Annotated in this window: 18 protein-coding genes and 2 pseudogenes; 7 read left to right on the top strand and 13 right to left on the bottom strand. The window is 58.3% G+C overall.

Annotation, left to right across the window (positions count from 1 at the left end):
• Positions 1-5: 5 nt before the first annotated feature.
• The 5 genes from tatA to HCU66_RS13055 form a co-directional block, all read right to left on the bottom strand.
• The gene (gene tatA / locus HCU66_RS13035; protein WP_205888871.1) at positions 6-182 is read right to left on the bottom strand and encodes a twin-arginine translocase TatA/TatE family subunit; all 177 of its coding nucleotides are present in this window, start codon (positions 180-182) and stop codon (positions 6-8) included.
• Positions 183-270: 88 nt separating this feature from the next.
• Complete coding sequence (locus HCU66_RS13040) at positions 271-978, bottom strand: cupin domain-containing protein (RefSeq protein WP_205888872.1); 708 nt, start codon at positions 976-978, stop codon at positions 271-273.
• A gap of 58 nt (positions 979-1,036) precedes the next feature.
• On the bottom strand, positions 1,037-1,894 hold the full coding sequence (locus HCU66_RS13045; RefSeq protein WP_205888873.1) for a GNAT family N-acetyltransferase: 858 nt from the start codon (positions 1,892-1,894) through the stop codon (positions 1,037-1,039).
• A gap of 341 nt (positions 1,895-2,235) precedes the next feature.
• Positions 2,236-3,576, bottom strand: a complete 1,341-nt coding sequence (locus HCU66_RS13050) for an OprD family porin (RefSeq protein WP_205888874.1) — start codon at positions 3,574-3,576, stop codon at positions 2,236-2,238.
• A gap of 404 nt (positions 3,577-3,980) precedes the next feature.
• Positions 3,981-4,907: a 2-hydroxyacid dehydrogenase gene (locus HCU66_RS13055; RefSeq protein ID WP_205888875.1), complete on the bottom strand. Its 927-nt coding sequence runs from the start codon at positions 4,905-4,907 to the stop codon at positions 3,981-3,983.
• A gap of 287 nt (positions 4,908-5,194) precedes the next feature.
• On the opposite strand from HCU66_RS13055, the gene gabT reads away from it, so the two are divergent.
• The 3 genes from gabT to HCU66_RS13070 all read left to right on the top strand — a co-directional run bounded on the left by gabT (position 5,195) and on the right by HCU66_RS13070 (position 7,757).
• The gene (gene gabT / locus HCU66_RS13060; protein ID WP_205888876.1) at positions 5,195-6,487 is read left to right on the top strand and encodes a 4-aminobutyrate--2-oxoglutarate transaminase; all 1,293 of its coding nucleotides are present in this window, start codon (positions 5,195-5,197) and stop codon (positions 6,485-6,487) included.
• 77 nt (positions 6,488-6,564) lie between these two features.
• Entirely contained in the window at positions 6,565-7,221 is a 657-nt protein-coding gene (locus HCU66_RS13065) for an HAD family hydrolase (protein WP_205888877.1), read from the top strand.
• Between the two features lie 47 nt (positions 7,222-7,268).
• Positions 7,269-7,757, top strand: a complete 489-nt coding sequence (locus HCU66_RS13070) for an Lrp/AsnC family transcriptional regulator (protein ID WP_205888878.1) — start codon at positions 7,269-7,271, stop codon at positions 7,755-7,757.
• Between the two features lie 236 nt (positions 7,758-7,993).
• On the opposite strand, the pseudogene HCU66_RS13075 reads toward HCU66_RS13070, so the two are convergent.
• Positions 7,994-8,233 (bottom strand): annotated as a pseudogene (locus HCU66_RS13075) (YebG family protein); the annotation flags it as partial.
• Positions 8,234-8,518: 285 nt separating this feature from the next.
• Between HCU66_RS13075 and HCU66_RS13080 the strand changes: the two are divergent.
• Entirely contained in the window at positions 8,519-9,019 is a 501-nt protein-coding gene (locus HCU66_RS13080; RefSeq protein ID WP_205888880.1) for a phosphate-starvation-inducible PsiE family protein, read from the top strand.
• Here HCU66_RS13080 and HCU66_RS13085 read toward each other — a convergent pair.
• From HCU66_RS13085 to HCU66_RS13095, 3 genes and pseudogenes are all read right to left on the bottom strand, one after another.
• Positions 9,016-9,330 (bottom strand): DUF3509 domain-containing protein, encoded by a 315-nt coding sequence (locus HCU66_RS13085; protein ID WP_205888881.1) that lies wholly within the window; start codon positions 9,328-9,330, stop codon positions 9,016-9,018. The two genes, HCU66_RS13080 and HCU66_RS13085, sit on opposite strands and share 4 nt — an antisense overlap.
• Before the next feature lie 223 nt (positions 9,331-9,553).
• Positions 9,554-10,225: pseudogene (locus tag HCU66_RS13090) on the bottom strand (SLC5/6 family protein).
• 63 nt (positions 10,226-10,288) lie between these two features.
• A complete protein-coding gene (locus HCU66_RS13095) occupies positions 10,289-11,665 on the bottom strand; it encodes an L-serine ammonia-lyase (protein WP_205888882.1) in 1,377 nt (458 codons plus the stop codon).
• Positions 11,666-11,800: 135 nt separating this feature from the next.
• On the opposite strand from HCU66_RS13095, the gene HCU66_RS13100 reads away from it, so the two are divergent.
• Both HCU66_RS13100 and HCU66_RS13105 read left to right on the top strand, forming a co-directional pair.
• A complete protein-coding gene (locus tag HCU66_RS13100; RefSeq protein WP_205888883.1) occupies positions 11,801-12,748 on the top strand; it encodes a LysR substrate-binding domain-containing protein in 948 nt (315 codons plus the stop codon).
• A gap of 214 nt (positions 12,749-12,962) precedes the next feature.
• Positions 12,963-13,373, top strand: coding sequence for an HPF/RaiA family ribosome-associated protein (locus HCU66_RS13105; protein WP_007936360.1), 411 nt, complete (start codon positions 12,963-12,965; stop codon positions 13,371-13,373).
• A 123-nt stretch (positions 13,374-13,496) separates the two neighbouring features.
• On the opposite strand, the gene HCU66_RS13110 is transcribed toward HCU66_RS13105, so the two are convergent.
• Positions 13,497-14,372, bottom strand: a complete 876-nt coding sequence (locus HCU66_RS13110) for a helix-turn-helix domain-containing protein (RefSeq protein ID WP_205888884.1) — start codon at positions 14,370-14,372, stop codon at positions 13,497-13,499.
• A 138-nt stretch (positions 14,373-14,510) separates the two neighbouring features.
• On the opposite strand from HCU66_RS13110, the gene HCU66_RS13115 reads away from it, so the two are divergent.
• The gene (locus tag HCU66_RS13115; RefSeq protein WP_205888885.1) at positions 14,511-15,413 is read left to right on the top strand and encodes a DMT family transporter; all 903 of its coding nucleotides are present in this window, start codon (positions 14,511-14,513) and stop codon (positions 15,411-15,413) included.
• Between the two features lie 25 nt (positions 15,414-15,438).
• Here HCU66_RS13115 and HCU66_RS13120 read toward each other — a convergent pair whose 3' ends face one another.
• From HCU66_RS13120 to HCU66_RS13130, 3 genes are all read right to left on the bottom strand, one after another.
• Positions 15,439-15,948, bottom strand: a complete 510-nt coding sequence (locus HCU66_RS13120) for a DUF2165 family protein (protein WP_205888886.1) — start codon at positions 15,946-15,948, stop codon at positions 15,439-15,441.
• A gap of 149 nt (positions 15,949-16,097) precedes the next feature.
• Entirely contained in the window at positions 16,098-17,072 is a 975-nt protein-coding gene (locus HCU66_RS13125; protein WP_205888887.1) for a 2-hydroxyacid dehydrogenase, read from the bottom strand.
• A 132-nt stretch (positions 17,073-17,204) separates the two neighbouring features.
• On the bottom strand, positions 17,205-17,498 hold a 294-nt coding region (locus HCU66_RS13130), incomplete at its 5' end, for a DUF6124 family protein (protein ID WP_205888888.1).

The raw sequence follows: 17,498 nt of genomic DNA on the forward strand, positions 1-17,498 counted from the left end.
GGACTTCACGTGTCCTTGGGCTCATCAGTGACGGGCTTATCGTCGCCTATGGATTTGCGAAATCCTCTGATCGTTTCGCCGAGATCCGACCCCAAGCCTCTCAAGCGCCTGGTTCCGAACAGCATGATCACGATCAACAGGATGATCAGGATTTTTCCGGTACTGAAGCTACCTAATCCCATTATCTGTACTCCGTATCAAATGATTGATCAATTGGGCGGTGGGGCCGGCGGAGGACAAATCCATCTGCCGGCGCTAACGCAGTTCGAGTTATTTAACGACGTAAAACTTGCGCACATAGACGCTGCTAGTCCACGCGCATGGGGCGCCTCGGGGCACGAACACCGTATCGCCAGTGTTGACCGTCAGATGGGTTCCGTCCGCCACCTGGAGGGTGACGCTGCCTTCGAGCAGGTTCATCAGCTCATGCAGCATGTGTGGCCTGGCCTTGCGGGTATAGGGCGTCGAGTCCCAGACGCCGATACGCAGGTTGGTCGCTTCTTCGACAAACACATTGTGCGAGCGACATTGCGGAGCCGGGCTTAGCAGAATTTCTGCGTCCGGTGCCGCAGAAGGTGAGAGCAGGGTGAGCGGGGGGAGCGCCGTGAGCCCGGGATGGCGCTCTTCAACGAGCTGGGTATCCGCGCAGAATGCCCAGAGAGAGTCGGGTTGAGCATCGACCTGAAGCGACGTACCACGGGCGATCACTGCGCTGTCACCGGGATTTAACTGAAGCGTGCCATCCTGGCTTTGCAGGGTGACACGTCCGGCGTGAACCACGATCATTTCGCTGTAGGGATATTCATCGACGCTGAATTGTCCGCTCGCCTGGACCACACCGGCAGCGATGTCATCCGGCCCGACATAAGCCAAGCGCCTGTCGAAAGGATCGTTAGCCCCCAACGAACCGGGGGTAAATTTTGTTAGAACGGGACTGCCGTCGGCGTGTGCCAACAGCACTGCAGTGGGCTCTAGCATGAACGTGTTTCTCCAGGAAAATGCGTCGTGTAGCGTTTGGATGTATCTGTGTGTGGGGTCAGCCGATCGCCTGAGTCACCAGAGCAAACTGGCGCACTGCGCCGATAGCCTGCGGTGGGGTACCGCGAGCCATTTGTGCGACGGTGTCGACCTTCTTCAGCCCGGCCTCTTCCAGCCAAGGGGCCAGACCGCTGTCGGACGGTATATCCATGCGTACGAATGCGTCTGGTACCCGGGCCAACAAGACCGCGATCAAGTGCTTGGCCTGCTCCGGGTTTTCTGCGATGACCGGGCCGATGCAGCGACCACGGCCGAATGGGCGCAGCATGGCGAAGGCGCGCAACTGACCATCGCGCTCGATACCGACCGAGTGTTCGACACAATCGAATAAATCATTGAGCACGGCGTGCCTGTCCAGGCCGCTGCCGGCGTTGGCCAGTTCGATTTGGTTGCTGCGATCGGCGTCGGTCAGCGGGCGGCAGCGCTCACCAGCGGCCAGGTCATTCGGTGCAGGAACCAGCGCGTGTCCCTGATGTTGTTGAATATGTCCAAAGTCAATGAACCCCTGGCTGGCATAAAGTGGGGCACCGGCCAGCGTTGCATTGAGCATGGCGGTACGCGATCCGCACGCCTCAAGTGCCAGTTCCATCAGCTTGCGACCTATGCCCTGGCCCTGGTACTCATCACTGACGATCACCAGGCCGATGGTGGCGTAATGTCCCTGCGCACAGCTGAACGCGGTACCGATCAGGCGGCCTTCGTCTTCTACGACAAAACCCTGCGCGATGCGCTGCAACATGGCCCAGTCTTCCAGGCGGTGGGGCCACTTCAACTGCACGGACAAGGCATGGGCCGACGCCACATCGGCCGAGGTCATGGGGCGGTAAAAATACGCAGGGCGTTGCGAGATGGACATGGCAGGTCTCCATTGATAGAGAGCGTAATCGGTCGGATTTTTTCCGCTGAAAGTGCTGGTATCTCACCTGCGACGAGGCCTGACAAGAGTCTCCAATTGATTCGGCAGATTCCGTCAGCGACGGCTCTGCAGGCCACAGTTACTGCTCAAATGAGAAGCCGGATCAGCAGCAAATACTGGGTTGGGTTTCAGGATACAGGTCAAAGCGAAAGGCACTCCTGAAGGTGATATTGCTGAAAAAAAAGGCGCCCGGATGGGCGCCTCGAGGCAAAGGGAGCGAGGAGCAGGCCTTCAAGAAAACCGGCGCGGGGTCCACGAGCAGAACCGGCCGGGAACAACCGTTACAGAATGCTCAGCGGGTACTCGATGATCAGACGGACCTCGTCGATATCACTCTCGAATGAGGACGCGCGGTGGGTGGCCTGGCGCAGGCGGAAGGACAAGTCCTTGGCGGTCCCTTCCTGGACCACGTATTTGGCTTCCAGATCGCGTTCCCACTCCTTCTGGTCGTCACCCACCTTGTTGGCGTAGGCCCCGTTCGGATCGGCCCTGGTGCCATCGATTTGATCGCCTTTGACATAGCGGGCCATGAAGCTCAGCCCTGGTATGCCGAACGTAGCCATGTTCAGGTCATAACGAGCTTGGATGGAGCGCTCGTTGGGGGCGTTGAAGTCGGAGTACTGAACCGAGTTGGCCAGCCAGATCGAGTCCACACCGATGTAGTCGAAATACTCGTCGCCATCGATCTTCTGGTAGGCCAGGGTGACCTTATGGGCGCCGATGGAATAGGCCGCCTTGGCCGACCAGCTCGTGGTGTCCAGTTTGCCGGCACGGGCGTCACCTTGGTCCTTGGTCTTATAGGCCGTCAAACCAAAATTCAGCGACTGCTTGTCAGCCAGGGGAATCGTATAGGAGGCACTGGCGAAGTGCTGATGCCAGACATTCACGGCCTCACTGGTGTACGCCTTCAGGCTGAGGTTTTCGTTGATTTTATAGGTGCCGCCGATGAAGTCGACGCTGTCGGCTTCGGTCCCTCCGTAGGTGGTGAACAAGCCGTCATTGGAGTTGGTCGAATTGCGATTGTTGAATGCGGTGAAGTGGCCGCCCTCGAAGGATAAGGCATCGAACTCGTTGCTCGTCAGCTGAAAGCCGGTAGCGGTTTCCGGCAGCAAGCGGTTGTCGCCGGTGGCGAATACCGGCGCGGTCGGGCGTTGTTCGCCGTACTTCAGCACAGTGGAGGAAATGCGCATCTTCACTGCGCCGCCGATCTCGCCGTAGGCGTCTGGCACGTCGGCATCTGCCGTGCGGTTGTTGCTGATCGGCAACAGGCCGTTGCCAGCCCGGCCGCGTCCGGTGTCCAGCTTGACCCCGCCGTAGGCGAAGGCATCGGTGCCAAAGCCAATGGTGCCCTGGGTGAAACCGGAGGCGAAGTTGAGCATGGCGCCCTGTGCCCACTCCTCGCGATAGCCGTTGCGCTCGCTGGACGGCTTGGAGCCGTTGATCCCCTGGCTGTTGCTGCCGCCATTGCGAAAGTCGCGGTTCATATAGAAATTACGGTTGAGCAGCCCGAGGCTGCTGTCTTCGATGAAGCCGTTGGCTTGCTGTTGCTGACCCGCTATTGCCAATTGCGCGGTGGCGGCAATGACAGCCAGGGAGAGAGAGCTTTGTTTTGCGAAGTTCATCGCTTACCCCATTTGATCTTATTAGTATTTCGTTGCCTGCACGGCAGGCAACGCTCTTACGGCAGCTCAAGTGAAATTCTGCGAAGCAAACCGGAAGAAGAACACGGCCGGGCTGCACACAGCGGTGGCTGTATCGCAGCTATGGCGAGGCCTGACAATGGGCTGCAATCAATTCGGTAGATTGCATAAGTTGCGACTTCATGGGCCGCAGTTATTGCTCAAACGGGGGGTAAGGTCAGCAGCAACTATCGACTGCTTTTTTCAGGAAGAAGGCATGGCAAATCTGCGAAACGAGTTGGAAATCAGGTCTGCCTTGTATCGCGTATCGCGCCAGGTTTGCTTGTTTACGAATGGCAAATCTGGCGCGCGAGGGTGTGGTTGCTGTCGCATTCGACAACCGCGGGTTAGTAATTTCGTTTGCGGTCAACCTGGCCAAGCATTGACTCACCGCGTTGATGTCGGCGGATATTTTCCAGCAACACGCCAAACGCGCTTTCTGGCTGGGTCATCGCAGCGATATGTGGTGTCAGCAATATCTGCGGGTGTTGCCAGAAGGGATGATCCGGCGCCGCCGGCTCCTGTTCCAGTACGTCGAGCACCGCCGCGCTGAGCTGGCCGCTGGCCAGGGCTTCAAGCAGATCCTCTTCTACCAGATGCCCACCCCGGCCCATGTTGACCAAGGCGGCGCCTTTGGGCAGGTGCTGGAACAACTGACGGTTGAGAATTCCTTTCGTCTGCTCGGTCAATGGCAGGACGCAAAGCACTATGTCGCACTGGCCGAGGAAGGCTGGCAGCTGCTCTGCACCCGCAAAGCAGTCCACCCCGGCGATGCGATGCTCGCTGCGTGCCCAGCCCGACAAGGCGAAGCCAAAGGTCTGCAACGTGGCCAGAATCTGTTGAGCCTGTGTGCCGAGCCCCATCACGCCCACTCGACGTTTGGCGGCCGGTTGCAGCGGGTGAGCCTGCCAGCACCGAGCCATTTGTTGCTGGCGATAACGGAGCATGTCCCGGTGCAGGGTCAGTACCGCAAAACTGGCGTATTCGCACATGCCCCGAGTGATGCCCGGGTCTAGTAAACGTACCACCGGCAGGGTCGTTGGCAAGCGGTCAAGGTCGAGTTGATCGACTCCGGCCGACAAGGCGAACAGTACCTGCAGGTTTGGCAACAAGGTTTCAAGATCGTCCGGCGCCTGCCAGGCCGCCAGGTAGCGAATATCCTTCGGATCGCCGATGTCCGGCCAGGCACGCCATTCGATATCTGGAGCGTGCTCGGCGAATAGGCGCTTCCAGTGTTCGCCGCGCACCGGGTCAGCTTTATAGAGCAGGGCCATGGGTAACTTCTCGCATTAAATAGGGAGCATCAAGCATGCCCGAGTGGCAGAGCAGGATATGTCGAAAGATTCTGCGTAAACGCATTACGCTGCGTTGTATGGAGCACATGTCGGCAGATTCCATGGGGCAGGCCATGGGTTGAAGGAATCTGCTGTTTGCCGGGGTGAAAACAGTCGATCCGAATTTCTCAGAGGCCAAGTTCGGCTTAGACAATTGCGTCGAAAGCTTAACCTGTGGAGCACATCGCAGCCGCTTTCCGGTTGCCAGGCTCACTATGGGAGATGCCATGAACAGTAAAGTCGAAGAAACCCCGAGTTTGCTCCGTCAGCGCGATCAATTCGTGCCACGGGGTTTGGTCACGGCACACCCGCTGGTCATCGACCGGGCCCAGGGTTCCGAGGTCTGGGACGTGGATGGGACACGTTACCTGGACTTCGTCGGCGGCATCGGCGTGTTGAACATTGGCCACAATCACCCGAAAGTGGTCGCGGCAGTGCAAGCCCAATTGCAAAAGATCAGCCATGCTTGCTTCCAGGTCGTGGCCTACAAACCCTATCTCGACCTGGTCCAGCGATTGTGCGAATTGGTCGGTGGTCGCGAAGCCTACAAGGCGGCGCTGTTTACCTCCGGTGCAGAGGCGGTGGAGAACGCGGTGAAGATCGCCCGCGCGCACACCAATCGTCCAGCGGTCATCTCCTTTCGTGGCGGTTTCCATGGGCGCACCTTGCTCGGTACGACCTTGACCGGCATGAGCCAACCCTACAAACAGAACTTCGGGCCCTTCGCTCCCGAGGTCTTCCATACCCCATACCCTAATGCTTATCGTGGCTTCAGCAGCGAGATGGCGCTGCAAGCCCTGAACGAATTGCTGGCGACCCAAGTCGCTCCGGACCGAGTAGCGGCAATCATCATCGAGCCGGTGCAAGGCGATGGCGGCTTCCTGTCCGCGCCGCCGGAGTTTCTCCAGGCGCTGCGGGCGCTGACCGAGCAACATGGCATTGTGCTCATTTGCGATGAGATTCAGACTGGCTTCGGCCGCACCGGCAAATGGTTCGGCTTCCAGCACGCTGGCATTCAGCCGGATCTGGTCACCGTCGCCAAGAGCCTGGCCGGTGGTTTGCCGATATCGGGCGTGGTGGGGCGTGCACACATCATGGATGCGCCGTTACCCGGTGGTCTCGGCGGTACTTACGGCGGTAACGCCCTGGCTTGCGCAGCCGCGTTGGCGGTGATCGAAACCTACGAGCAGGAGCAGTTGCTTGTGCGTGGTGAGGTACTGGGCGAGCGGCTGCGCCAGGGCCTGTTGCGTTTGCAGGCACGTCACTCTCGTATTGGTGACGTACGCGGCACCGGTTTCATGCTGGCGATCGAACTGATCAAGGACGATGAGGCTCGCAGCCCCGATGCCGAACTCACCCAACAACTGATCGATCAGGCCAGGGTTGGCGGGCTGTTGGTGATCAAATGTGGCGTGTACCGCAATGTGCTGCGCTTCCTTGCGCCTCTGGTAACCGAAGAGGATCAGATCGACGAAGCGCTGGCGATTCTTGAAGCCGCATTGTTACGCGTGTTGAATTGATCTCAGGCCTCGGTTGGCGCAACGTAGCAAGGCGCTGACCGAGGTGTTTGGAACGCATGGAGGGGAGGCTACACACCATGTACCTGACTGATTATCGTGCACTGCTGATCGATTGCGATGAAGTCCTGGTCGATCGGGATTCCGGCATCTGGACGGCACTGCAACCGTTGCTCGAAAACCGTCTGGGCACGTTGGGCAAGGAAGAGGTATTAGCCGAGTTCAACGATGCGGTGCATACGCTCTATCCACGTTTTTCCGAGCTGGGTTTCAGTGGTTTGTTGTGCTTCGCCCATCGTCAGTTGGCAGAGCGTTTTGGGCTCAAGGCCAGTTGGGAAGAGGGCATGAGCTTCGCCCGTTCGGTGGGCAACTGGTCGCTGTTCGAGGATGCGCCCGGCGCCATGTTGTATCTGCGCAAGTTCTATCGGCTGCTGGTGTACTGCGATCGTGATGCCGAGGATCGCGAGCAACTCTGTGAGCGTTTGGGGATTGTGCCCGAAGACCTGTTTTCCCGAGCCAGCAAACCATTGGAGGACAGCGCCTGGTTGCTGGCCAACAACCTGGAGCCGAAGGATATTCTGCAGGTCTCCGGGCCTCCTGACGAGCCGCCAGAATCGGCTGGTTTGTGCCTGATCTGTCGTGGCCATGGGAATTATACTCATCAATGCCCCGCGGATTTTTGCATTAAGAGCATGGCCGATCTGGTCGCTCAGCATCAGCTATCTTTGCGACGCTGACTTTGCTAAAACCACTGTCTATCTGAATGGCAATCAAGAGGTACGTGATGGAAGGTTTAATTAAACTAGACCGAATTGATATCAGTATCCTGGTTGAACTTCAAAAAGACGGCCGAATGACCAACGTCAGTCTGGCCGATGCCGTGGGTCTGTCGTCCAGCCCATGCTTGCAACGGGTCAAGCGACTTGAAGCGGCCGGCTATATTTCCGGATATAGAGCCCATCTCAATCTTGCCAAGATCACCGACTCGGTCACGGTATTCACCGAGATCACACTCAGCGACCACAAGCGGGAGGACTTCGCCAAGTTCGAATCCAATATCCGTCTGGTCGATGAGGTGCTCGAGTGTCACTTGATCAGCGGCGGCTACGATTACCTGGTGCGTTTCATGACCTGCAGCATCCAGCATTATCAGGAAGTGATCGAAGGCCTGCTGGACAAGAACATTGGTATATCCAAATACTTCAGTTACATCGTTATCAAATCACCCGTACTGAAGGACGGGGTTCCGCTGCGTAGGTTATTGCGTCACTGATTGACTGAAATAAGCAGTGAGACCGTCAGGGGGAAGTTAACTACGCACTTGCCACTCCTCAGGTTTCCTACAGGCATGAAAAAGGCCCTGAGCCATTGGACTCAGGGCCTATTCAATTCGGGCGTTGCTTACTTTGGTGTCTTGGCGGCTTTGGCTGGCTTGGTCGGCTCAGCGGGGGGCTCTTCAACAGGTTCGGCGACTGCAACAGGTTCAGCAACTTCGGCTGGCACATTCAGCAGTTCGGACAGTGCGTCCGGCTGGCTCTTGAATGCCTTGGCGAACACATCGCGATTTTTCGCCATGTAGATCCCGGCTTCTTCCACTTGCTGTTCGGTCAGGGACGGAACGGCTTTTTGCAACACTTCAGCCAGCAATTCAGCCAGTTCGAGCATTTTGTCATGACGGTCAGCTTCGGCTTTATCCATGAACAAGCGCTCCAGATCTCGGCTGCTGCGGTATACCACTTCGACGGCCATTCACCACCTCACATGCCTTCACATTGGTTGTCTGTTTCGACTACTGTATCTATATACAGCGAAAAGGATAAGCGAATCCCTGCGCTTTGGGTAGTGGCTTTTTAATGTAGACCGGATTCGGGGTTTGTCAGGTGAACGGGACGGGTGCGACCAAACGCCACGGAGCGTGTTTTAAAGCACCTCGCCATCATGTGGCACGTAACCTCTGGCCTTTTTTCTGCATGCAGAACAACCGTCACGTCCAACCCGCATCATCCGCTCGAACCGAGCTAAGGAACCATCATCGTGAAAATCAACTGGGCCGAGAACCTGCGGCAGAACGTGCATCAACTGGCCGAGTCCCTGGGCAACCTGTTCGTCGAGACGTTCCACTACCTGGCGCTGTTCGCCATCGGTGCGGTGACTGCCTGGGCGGCGGTCATGGAGTTTCTCGGGATGCTGGAACAGGGCGACATCAAGATCGATGACATCCTGTTGCTGTTCATCTACCTGGAACTGGGGGCGATGGTCGGGATTTACTTCAAGACCAACCACATGCCGGTGCGGTTCCTGATCTACGTGGCGATCACCGCGCTGACGCGACTGCTGATCTCCAACGTCTCGCACCACAATCCGCCGGACCTGGGGATCATCTACCTGTGCGGCGGGATTCTGCTGCTGGCGTTTTCGATTCTGGTGGTGCGTTACGCCTCGTCGCAATTTCCTTCGGTGAAGATCGAACACCCGCAGCGCAAGATCGGTGCGGGTTCCGGTGAGCATCCCGAAGTGGAGAAGGGCGAGCTTTAAAGTCCGATTTCAGGTCGGGGCCGGGCTTTGACAGGTGGCGGCAGCTTACGGTTGTCGCCATCGGTCATGGCTTCGAGGATGGCCACGGCGCATTGACCCTGTTCGATGGCGATGCCGAACTGAATGCTTTGCACCAGGCGTTTGAGGCGCTTGGGGTCATTGCGTTGTTCGGCGCTGATCATTCGTTTGGCCACCGCGCGGCCACTTTTGGAGAGGGTCAGCATGATGCTGCCGTCCAGGCCCTGGATGCTCAGGTTGATTTGATAATCCGCTGCAAAGGCATCGGTAATGATCTGAAAAGGGTTGTCCATAATGCGTCACCGCCTGATTGAACGTGCAGTTGTTGACGGCCATGATCGGGATTAGTTCGCAACACCAGACCACCGGCCTTCCATGTTCATGTGATTTCATCCGTGCCGCGTAAGGGAGATAGCAAGGGGCATGCCGGAAAAACTGTCTCCCAATAAACACGGCAAAAAAACGGCGGGCACTCAGGCCTGGCAATCAGGCCCGCCTTCTTTTTGCCTGCCCGTTTCAGGGCATAAATGAATAGATGATCGCAGACAGTGCAACCAAACCGACCAGCACCACAAACACGTTCGAGGCCTGGCCCGAGTACTGGCGCAAGGCTGGCACGCGACGGATGGCGTACATCGGCATCAGGAACAACAGGCACGCGATGATCGGCCCGCCGAGGGTTTCGATCATGCCCGGGATGCTCGGGTTGAAGGTCGCCACGGCCCGGCAACTGAGGATCATGAACAGCGCAGTGACGCGGCGGCGTCATCTGCAACTGGTGTTCCATGAGGCTGCTCAGGGTGTTGGTCAGCGCTACGCTGTACACCAGCAGAATCGGGAAAATCGCAAAGAATACAGCTGTGTGATCAGTTTGCCGGCACCGATGCCGAAGTGTTCTTCCACCACTTCGGCGATGTCCCCGGAGCGGCCGGACAGCACGAAACGCGTCAGGCCGCGGTGGGCAAAGAATGTCATCGGAAACGCCAGCACGGCCAGGATCAGCAGCGGCCAGAAACCACCCACGCCGGCGTTGATCGGCAGGAACAGCGTGCCGACGCCAATCGCTGTGCCATAGAGGCCAAGCATCCAGGTGGTGTCGTGTTTACTCCAGCCTTTGTGGGTTATTTCGTTATTGCGTGTGAGGTCTACAACGGGATTATCGGCAGCAGGTGTACGTATTTCGGTCATCGTTTTTGCCTCGTTATTATTTTTACTCGGGCTCACGTGTTGCGGACGGTCAGGAAATGCTCCTCAGCACTCCACCCAGCTGACAGCCAGGCCGCCCCGTGAAGTTTCTTTGTATTTGTCGTGCATGTCGGCGCCGGTATCGCGCATGGTACGGATCACCCGGTCCAGGGAAATGAAGTGTTTGCCGTCGCCGCGCAGGGCCATTTGCGTGGCGTTGATCGCCTTCACCGCGGCAATCGCGTTGCGCTCGATGCACGGCACTTGTACCAGGCCGCCGACCGGGTCGCAGGTCAGGCCGAGGTTGTGTTCCAGGCCGATCTCGGCGGCGTTTGCCAATTGCTCCGGGGTGGCTCCGAGCACGTCGGCCAAACCGGCCGCAGCCATGGCACAGGCCGAACCGACTTCGCCCTGGCAGCCGACTTCGGCACCGGAGATCGAGGCGTTTTTCTTGCAGAGAATGCCTACAGCGGCCGCGCCCAAAAAGAACGCCACGACGTCATCGTCCGACGCGTCCGGGTTGAATTTCATGTAGTAGTGCAGCACCGCCGGAATGATCCCCGCCGCCCCGTTTGTAGGCGCGGTAACCATCCGTCCGCCCGCCGCGTTTTCTTCGTTCACGGCGAGGGCGAACAGGTTGACCCACTCCATGGCCGACAGGGTGGAGGTGATGACGTTCGGTTTGCCGATTTCCAACAGGCTGCGGTGCAATTTCGCGGCGCGGCGCGGAACATTCAGGCCGCCGGGCAGGATGCCTTCGTGACGCAAGCCTTGCTCGACACACTCGCGCATCACCGACCAGATGTGCAGCAGGCCCTGACGGATTTCGGCTTCGCTGCGCCAGGCCAATTCATTGGCCATCATCAGCTCGCAAACCCGCAGACCGTGCTGGTTGCAGAGCTTGAGCAATTCGGCGGCGCTGGAGAAATCGTACGGCAGCACGACGTCGCTGGCCGGTGCAATGCCGGACTCGGCTTCGGCCGCTTCGATGATGAAACCACCACCTACCGAGTAGTACGTCTGCTCGAACAGCTCACCGGTTTCGCCCAAGGCTGTCAGGGACATGGCGTTCGGGTGGTAGGGCAGGCTCTCGTTGAGCAGCAGGAGATCGTGCTGCCAGTTGAAGGCGATGGTCGCTTTGCCGGCCAGGGACAACTTGCCGGTTTCCCGCAGGTGCTGGATGCGCGAATCGATGCTGCTCGGATCGATGCTGTCCGGCCATTCACCCATCAAGCCCATGACACAGGCGCGGTCGGTGGCATGGCCGACGCCGGTGGCTGAAAGCGAACCGTAAAGCCGGATTTCTACCCGCCGTACGTCATCCAGCAAAGCTTGATCGATCAGGGCTTGGGCGAAGGTCGCCGCGGCACGCATCGGGCCAACGGTGTGGGAACTGGACGGACCGATGCCGACTTTGAAGAGATCGAAAACACTGATAGCCATGCTAAAGCCTATACAAGCAATGGAAGAGAAATCGCCGCCATTTTTGTAGGCCAAGCGCAATGTCGGCGATACTGCCTACCTAGGTCCTACGTGACCAACGAAATTTCCTAAGACAGCCTTTAGCGGGACTAAACGATGAGTCGTCAATTGCACGCCCAGACTTACGTCTGGCTGCACGTGTTTTCCTGTGCCGCGCGGCACTTATCCTTTACCCGTTGCGCCGAAGAACTGCACATCACCCCGGGTGCGGTCAGTCAGCAAATTCGTCAACTGGAGGAACGGCTGGGTTTTCGCCTGTTCCATCGTCGCGCCCGTGGCGTGGAATTGAGCGCCGAAGGCCAACGCCTGGCCATCACCGTCAACGAGGCCTACGGCAGCATCGATGCGGAATTGCGACGGCTGGATGCAGGAATGATCAGCGGGATTTTGCGGGTGCGTTCGATTCCCTCGTTTCTGAGCAAATGGCTGACCCCGCGTTTACCACGTTTGCAGCAGCGCTTCCCGGACATTCAATTGCGCCTGGTGGCGGAGGACAGCAGCGTGCCGTTGCACGAGGGGGATTTCGACCTGGCGATCGATCTGAACGATGGCAGCTATCCTGGGTTGTTATCCACAACCTTGCTCGACGAACAGATATTCCCGGTATGCGCCCCGAGCCTGTTGCGAGGGCGTCCGCCGCTGCACGGGCCGGCAGACTTGATGCACTTTGCGTTGTTGCACGACATCACCGCCTGGCGCGGCAGTTACGAATACGCGGAATGGGAGTTTTACCTCAACGCCATCGGCTTCGAAGGCGCGGACGTACGGCGTGGGCACACCTTCAACCGCAATCACCTGACCATCGAAGCAGCGATTGCTGGCATGGGCGTAGCGATCGCGCGGCGAACGCTGCTTAACGATGAGTTGGAACGGGGGACGCTGATCGTGCCGTTTGGCCTGGCGGTGCCCAATCACAAGCGCTACGTGCTGCTCTATGCGCCGGGTGCGCTGAGCCATCCGGGCGTGCGCGCGGTGCATGACTGGCTGGTGGAAGAAGCGGGGAATTTTCGTGACCTGCATCCGCTGGTGGAACGACAGGTGTGAGCCACTTGGGACATAAGACAGGTGCGACCCAACTCCCGACATTAACAGCGCTTTTGCCCGTTGTCCGGCTTTTTTTACGTATGAATATTTATCTTTTTTTAGGGGTTGAAATGTTCTGCGTACACACCGATTGTGTAACCAAGAGGTTGCGGTGATGACGCCCAAAGGCCAGCCGATGCGCCTCTTGCGAGCTAGCTGAAATAAGGGAAGAACTATGCAAATCCAAGTCAATAGCGATAACCATATTCAAAGCAGTAAACGACTGGAGGAGTGGGTACGTACTACCATTGAGAGCACGCTCGAACGTTATGAAGAGGACCTGACCCGCGTCGAGGTCCACCTGCGGGACGAGAACGGCGACAAGCCCGGTCCCCATGACATGCGCTGCCAGCTGGAAGCGCGGCCAAAAGGCCACCAACCGATTTCCGTTACCCATAAAGCCGCCTCCCTGGAACTGGCGATCGACGGGGCAGCCGAAAAACTTGAACATGCGCTGGAGCATATGTTTGGCAAATTGCGCGGCAAACCACGCGCCGCCGTGGTGCCGTTCGATAGGGGCGCTCATGCCGATGCACTGCTTGAAGATGAGTTTCTCGAAAACGAACAGGCTGCGCTCAACGGCTGAGGCCTGATTCACTTTTACCTTCTCAATGTTTTACAACGAAAAAACGGGCCTGCATTGCAGGCCCGTTTTGCGTTCGGCGTACGGCGTAGGAGCTGCCGAAGGCTGCGATCTTTTGATCTTGCCTTACCGCAAAAACGCCTGCCGGTACTCGCCGGGCGTCCCACCCAACGCCTGGCGAAACCGGTTGGTGAAATGACTCGCGCTGGCAAACCCGCACACCAAGGCGATCTCCCCCAATGGCTGCGATGTCCCGCGCAACAACTCCCGCGCCCGACTCAACCGCCGCGCCAGTACATATTGATGGGGCGGCAACCCGAAGCTCTCACGAAACATCCGCGCAAAGTGGTATTCCGAGAGCGCGCACAAGCTCGCCAATTGCCCAAGGCTGATCGCTTCCGCCAACTGACTGTCGATGAACTCCACCAACTGCCGCCGCTGATGCGCCGCCAATCCACCCTTGAGGCGCAGGCCCTGACGCAGGCCGACCTGGCTGAGCAGGGCATGGCTGAGCATCTCGTGGGCCAGGCTGCTGGTGAGCAAGCGTTCGCCGGGTTCGTCCCAATTGAGGGCGATCAACTGCCGAAAATGTCGGGCCTGCTGCGGATCTTCGAGGAACGTGCGTTCGCGCAACTGCAATTCCCGTGGCTCGCGATCCAGCAGCGTGACGCAACCAAGGGCAAATTGTTCGGGGCTGAAATACAGGTGGGCCAGGCGAATGTCGCCATTGATCACCCAGCCCGACTGATGGTCGGCCGGCAAAATGCACAGCTTGTCCGGGCCGCCCTTGGTGCCGGGCTGGTCGCGGCGAAAGGTGCCGGTGCCGCCGGCGATGTAGCACGACAGAGTGTGATGGCTCGGCGCTTCGTAGTCCTGGGCGTCGTGATGGTTGCTCCACAACGCCGCAGCCATGCCGTCACCGAGCTCGGCGCTGTGCTCCAGGCGAGCATTGGGCGAGCGGTTGAGGGCTTGAAAGACTTGCAAGGATTCCAGTGCGGCCATGATCGGTTCTCTCCAACGCCTTGCAATCCTACTCCGTAGACGTTCGCCTGCCAGCCCACCGGCTGACAAAAGCGCAAGTTTATGCAAGTGCGAAACGCTTTCGCGCCGGACACTGAACCCCTATTCAGGAGTCTGGCCATGAACCTCTCGTTATACCTGCTGACCGTGCTGATCTGGGGCACCACCTGGATTGCCTTGAAATGGCAACTGGGCGTGGTGGCCATTCCGGTGTCGATCGTCTATCGCTTCGGCCTCGCCGCGCTGGTGCTGTTCGTGATGCTGCTGCTCAGCCGCCGGCTGCAAGTGATGAACCGGCGCGGCCATCTGATTTGCCTGGCGCAGGGCCTGTGCCTGTTCTGCATCAACTTCATGTGCTTCCTCACCGCCAGCCAATGGATCCCCAGCGGTCTGGTCGCCGTGGTGTTTTCCACCGCCACGTTGTGGAACGCCTTCAATGCGCGGGTGTTCTTCGGCCAGAAAATCGCTCGTAATGTACTGATGGGCGGCGCGTTGGGCCTGCTCGGCCTTGGCCTGTTGTTCTGGCCGGAGCTGGCCGGGCATACCGCCAGCCCGCAAACCTTGCTTGGGTTGGGTCTGGCATTGCTGGGAACCTTGTGCTTCTCGGCGGGCAACATGCTCTCGAGCCTGCAACAGAAGGCCGGTCTCAAACCGCTGACCACCAATGCCTGGGGCATGGCTTACGGCGCGGCGATGTTGTCGGTGTGGTGCCTGGTCAAAGGCATTCCATTCGACATGGAATGGAATGCCCGTTACATCGGCTCGTTGCTGTATCTGGTGATACCGGGCTCGGTGATCGGCTTCACCGCCTACCTGACGCTGGTCGGGCGCATGGGGCCGGAACGGGCGGCTTACTGCACGGTGTTGTTCCCGGTGGTGGCGCTGAACGTTTCGGCGTTTGCCGAGGGTTATCAATGGACGGCGCCGGCACTGGTGGGGTTGGTGCTGGTGATGCTGGGGAATGTGTTGGTGTTCCGTAAACCGCGTGCAGTGGTGTTGCCAAACCAGGGTAAGTTGGCTTGAGCAGGAAAACGTCGGGCGCTGAACATCAGTGCTCGACTTTCAGCGCGATATAAATCATCAGCGGCAATATGAAGTCGACAATATGCCGAGCCCAGTCCTTGGCGTTCCAGGTTTGCGATGTGTCCATATCGAACCATTCAACACCAATGACTTGCAGGCAAACGTAGTAAATAAACAGCGCGATCAATAATCCGATGATCGAGAACTTCTTGGCTTCGTGGAATACGTCAGCCGATTCGTTGATTTTTCGGTACAGGTGATAAGTTCCAAATAAGCAACACACGGTATAAATCACTTCCATCGTAATGATGAACCAGTAAATCCGGTGGTGCAGCATGGGCGAATCGATCGCTCTGTAGCGAATGTTGGCGTTTACCTGTGTCGTGTCCATGCTCAGAATGTGGCCGACATATTCATAGTTTGATGGGTAGTCGGTGAAGTTGCTGTACATCACAAGCAAGCCGAAGAAGCTGATGTAAGTCATGAGGGTGACTTTGCTGTAACGGATAAGCTTGTCGGTGGTCAGAGTGTTCAAGTTGATTGCTCTCCAAAGCGTTTTTCGTGGGTTTGATAAGTCTGGAGAGTTTATAGCGAGTGCTTTTGATTTTGTGTCAGGTTCATTTGCAAGGTATGTATTGACCCGCCATTAACGGGCAAGTGTTGTACGACACTTGCCCGATTTAATTATTTGCGCCAAACCTGCGGGTTCACCAGATCCTGCGGTCGTTCACCCAATAAGGCACTGCGCAGGTTGACCAAGGCGCGGTTGGCCATGGCTTCACGGGTTTCGTGAGTCGCCGAGCCTACGTGCGGCAAGGTTACGGCGTTTTTCAGCTGAAACAACGGCGACTCGGTCAGCGGTTCTTTCTCATAAACGTCCAGCCCGGCGCCGCGAATGCGATTGTTCTGCAGGGCTTCAATAAGTGCCGGTTCATCGACCACCGGGCCACGGGAGATATTGACCAGAATGGCGCTCGGCTTCATCAGCGCCAGTTCTCGATGGCTGATCAAGTGGCGGGTCTTGTCGCTGAGCGGCACCACCAGGCAGACGAAATCCGCTTCGGCCAACAGTTGATCGAGGCTACGAAACTGCGCGCCGAGCTCTTGTTCCAGTTCGGTCTTGCGGCTGTTGCCGCTGTAGATAACCGGCATGTTGAAGCCCAGTCGACCGCGACGGGCGATGGCCGCGCCGATGTTGCCCATGCCGACGATGCCTAAGGTTTTGCCATGCACATCGCTACCGAACAACGGCGCGCCGACGGTGGCTTGCCATTGGCCGGCCTTGGTCCAGGCGTCCAGCTCGGCGACGCGGCGGGCGCTGCTCATGAGCAAGGCGAAGGCCAGGTCGGCGGTGCTTTCGGTGAGTACGTCGGGGGTGTTGGTGAGCATGATCCCGCGTTCGTTGAAGTAGGCGAGGTCGTAGTTGTCATAGCCGACCGAGACGCTGGACACCACTTCGAGTTTGGCCGCGTTTTCCAGTTGCGCGCGACCGAGTTTGCGACCGACGCCGATCAGGCCGTGGGCGTGGGGCAGGGCTTCGTTGAACTGGGCGGCAATGTCGCCGTTTTTCGGGTTCGGCACGATCACGTCGAAGTCCTGTTGCAGGCGTTCGATCATCGGCGGGGTGATGCGGCTGAAGGCGAGGACGGTTTTTTTCATGGGAGAGGGGCTCGTCGGGCGTGGAGATTGCCAAGCAAGCTAACATTCTTCGCGGGTTGGGTGCGAGTACCTGCGGGTGTCCGCCGTCCAACTATTGTGGGAGCGAGCGAGCAGGCCCGCTCCCACAATGGATCAGCTTTGTGGCGCAGGTTTTGATACGTCGACGTTATCCAGCCCCCGATTCACCGCCAGCTCCGCCAACGTGATGACCTGCTGAATCGCCAGGAGCGTATGCCGCTGCGGGGCGTCGACGTACGCGGCGATGTCGCTGGTCATGACGCTGGCCGAGGCCAGTGATTCGCAGACATGAGCGAGCAGGCTTTCGTTGTCCATGTCCGGCGCGACCTGAAACATCCTGCTTGGCTTGCGGCCTTCGGGTTTTTTCGGGATGGGGTTGAGGTAGTGGTCGAGCGCGCGTTCGGCGGC

Origin of the sequence: Pseudomonas frederiksbergensis, from assembly GCF_017114915.1 — a bacterium.
GTDB lineage: Bacteria > Pseudomonadota > Gammaproteobacteria > Pseudomonadales > Pseudomonadaceae > Aquipseudomonas > Aquipseudomonas frederiksbergensis_I.

Excerpts from the sequence above, each read along its gene's own strand:
- tatA (WP_205888871.1), bottom strand. The coding sequence starts at position 182 with ATGGGATTAGGTAGCTTCAGTACCGGAAAAATCCTGATCATCCTGTTG.
- HCU66_RS13040 (WP_205888872.1), bottom strand. The coding sequence starts at position 978 with ATGCTAGAGCCCACTGCAGTGCTGTTGGCACACGCCGACGGCAGTCCC.
- HCU66_RS13045 (WP_205888873.1), bottom strand. The coding sequence starts at position 1,894 with ATGTCCATCTCGCAACGCCCTGCGTATTTTTACCGCCCCATGACCTCG.
- HCU66_RS13050 (WP_205888874.1), bottom strand. The coding sequence starts at position 3,576 with ATGAACTTCGCAAAACAAAGCTCTCTCTCCCTGGCTGTCATTGCCGCC.
- HCU66_RS13055 (WP_205888875.1), bottom strand. The coding sequence starts at position 4,907 with ATGGCCCTGCTCTATAAAGCTGACCCGGTGCGCGGCGAACACTGGAAG.
- gabT (WP_205888876.1), top strand. The coding sequence starts at position 5,195 with ATGAACAGTAAAGTCGAAGAAACCCCGAGTTTGCTCCGTCAGCGCGAT.
- HCU66_RS13065 (WP_205888877.1), top strand. The coding sequence starts at position 6,565 with ATGTACCTGACTGATTATCGTGCACTGCTGATCGATTGCGATGAAGTC.
- HCU66_RS13070 (WP_205888878.1), top strand. The coding sequence starts at position 7,269 with ATGGAAGGTTTAATTAAACTAGACCGAATTGATATCAGTATCCTGGTT.
- HCU66_RS13085 (WP_205888881.1), bottom strand. The coding sequence starts at position 9,330 with ATGGACAACCCTTTTCAGATCATTACCGATGCCTTTGCAGCGGATTAT.
- HCU66_RS13095 (WP_205888882.1), bottom strand. The coding sequence starts at position 11,665 with ATGGCTATCAGTGTTTTCGATCTCTTCAAAGTCGGCATCGGTCCGTCC.
- HCU66_RS13100 (WP_205888883.1), top strand. The coding sequence starts at position 11,801 with ATGAGTCGTCAATTGCACGCCCAGACTTACGTCTGGCTGCACGTGTTT.
- HCU66_RS13105 (WP_007936360.1), top strand. The coding sequence starts at position 12,963 with ATGCAAATCCAAGTCAATAGCGATAACCATATTCAAAGCAGTAAACGA.
- HCU66_RS13110 (WP_205888884.1), bottom strand. The coding sequence starts at position 14,372 with ATGGCCGCACTGGAATCCTTGCAAGTCTTTCAAGCCCTCAACCGCTCG.
- HCU66_RS13115 (WP_205888885.1), top strand. The coding sequence starts at position 14,511 with ATGAACCTCTCGTTATACCTGCTGACCGTGCTGATCTGGGGCACCACC.
- HCU66_RS13125 (WP_205888887.1), bottom strand. The coding sequence starts at position 17,072 with ATGAAAAAAACCGTCCTCGCCTTCAGCCGCATCACCCCGCCGATGATC.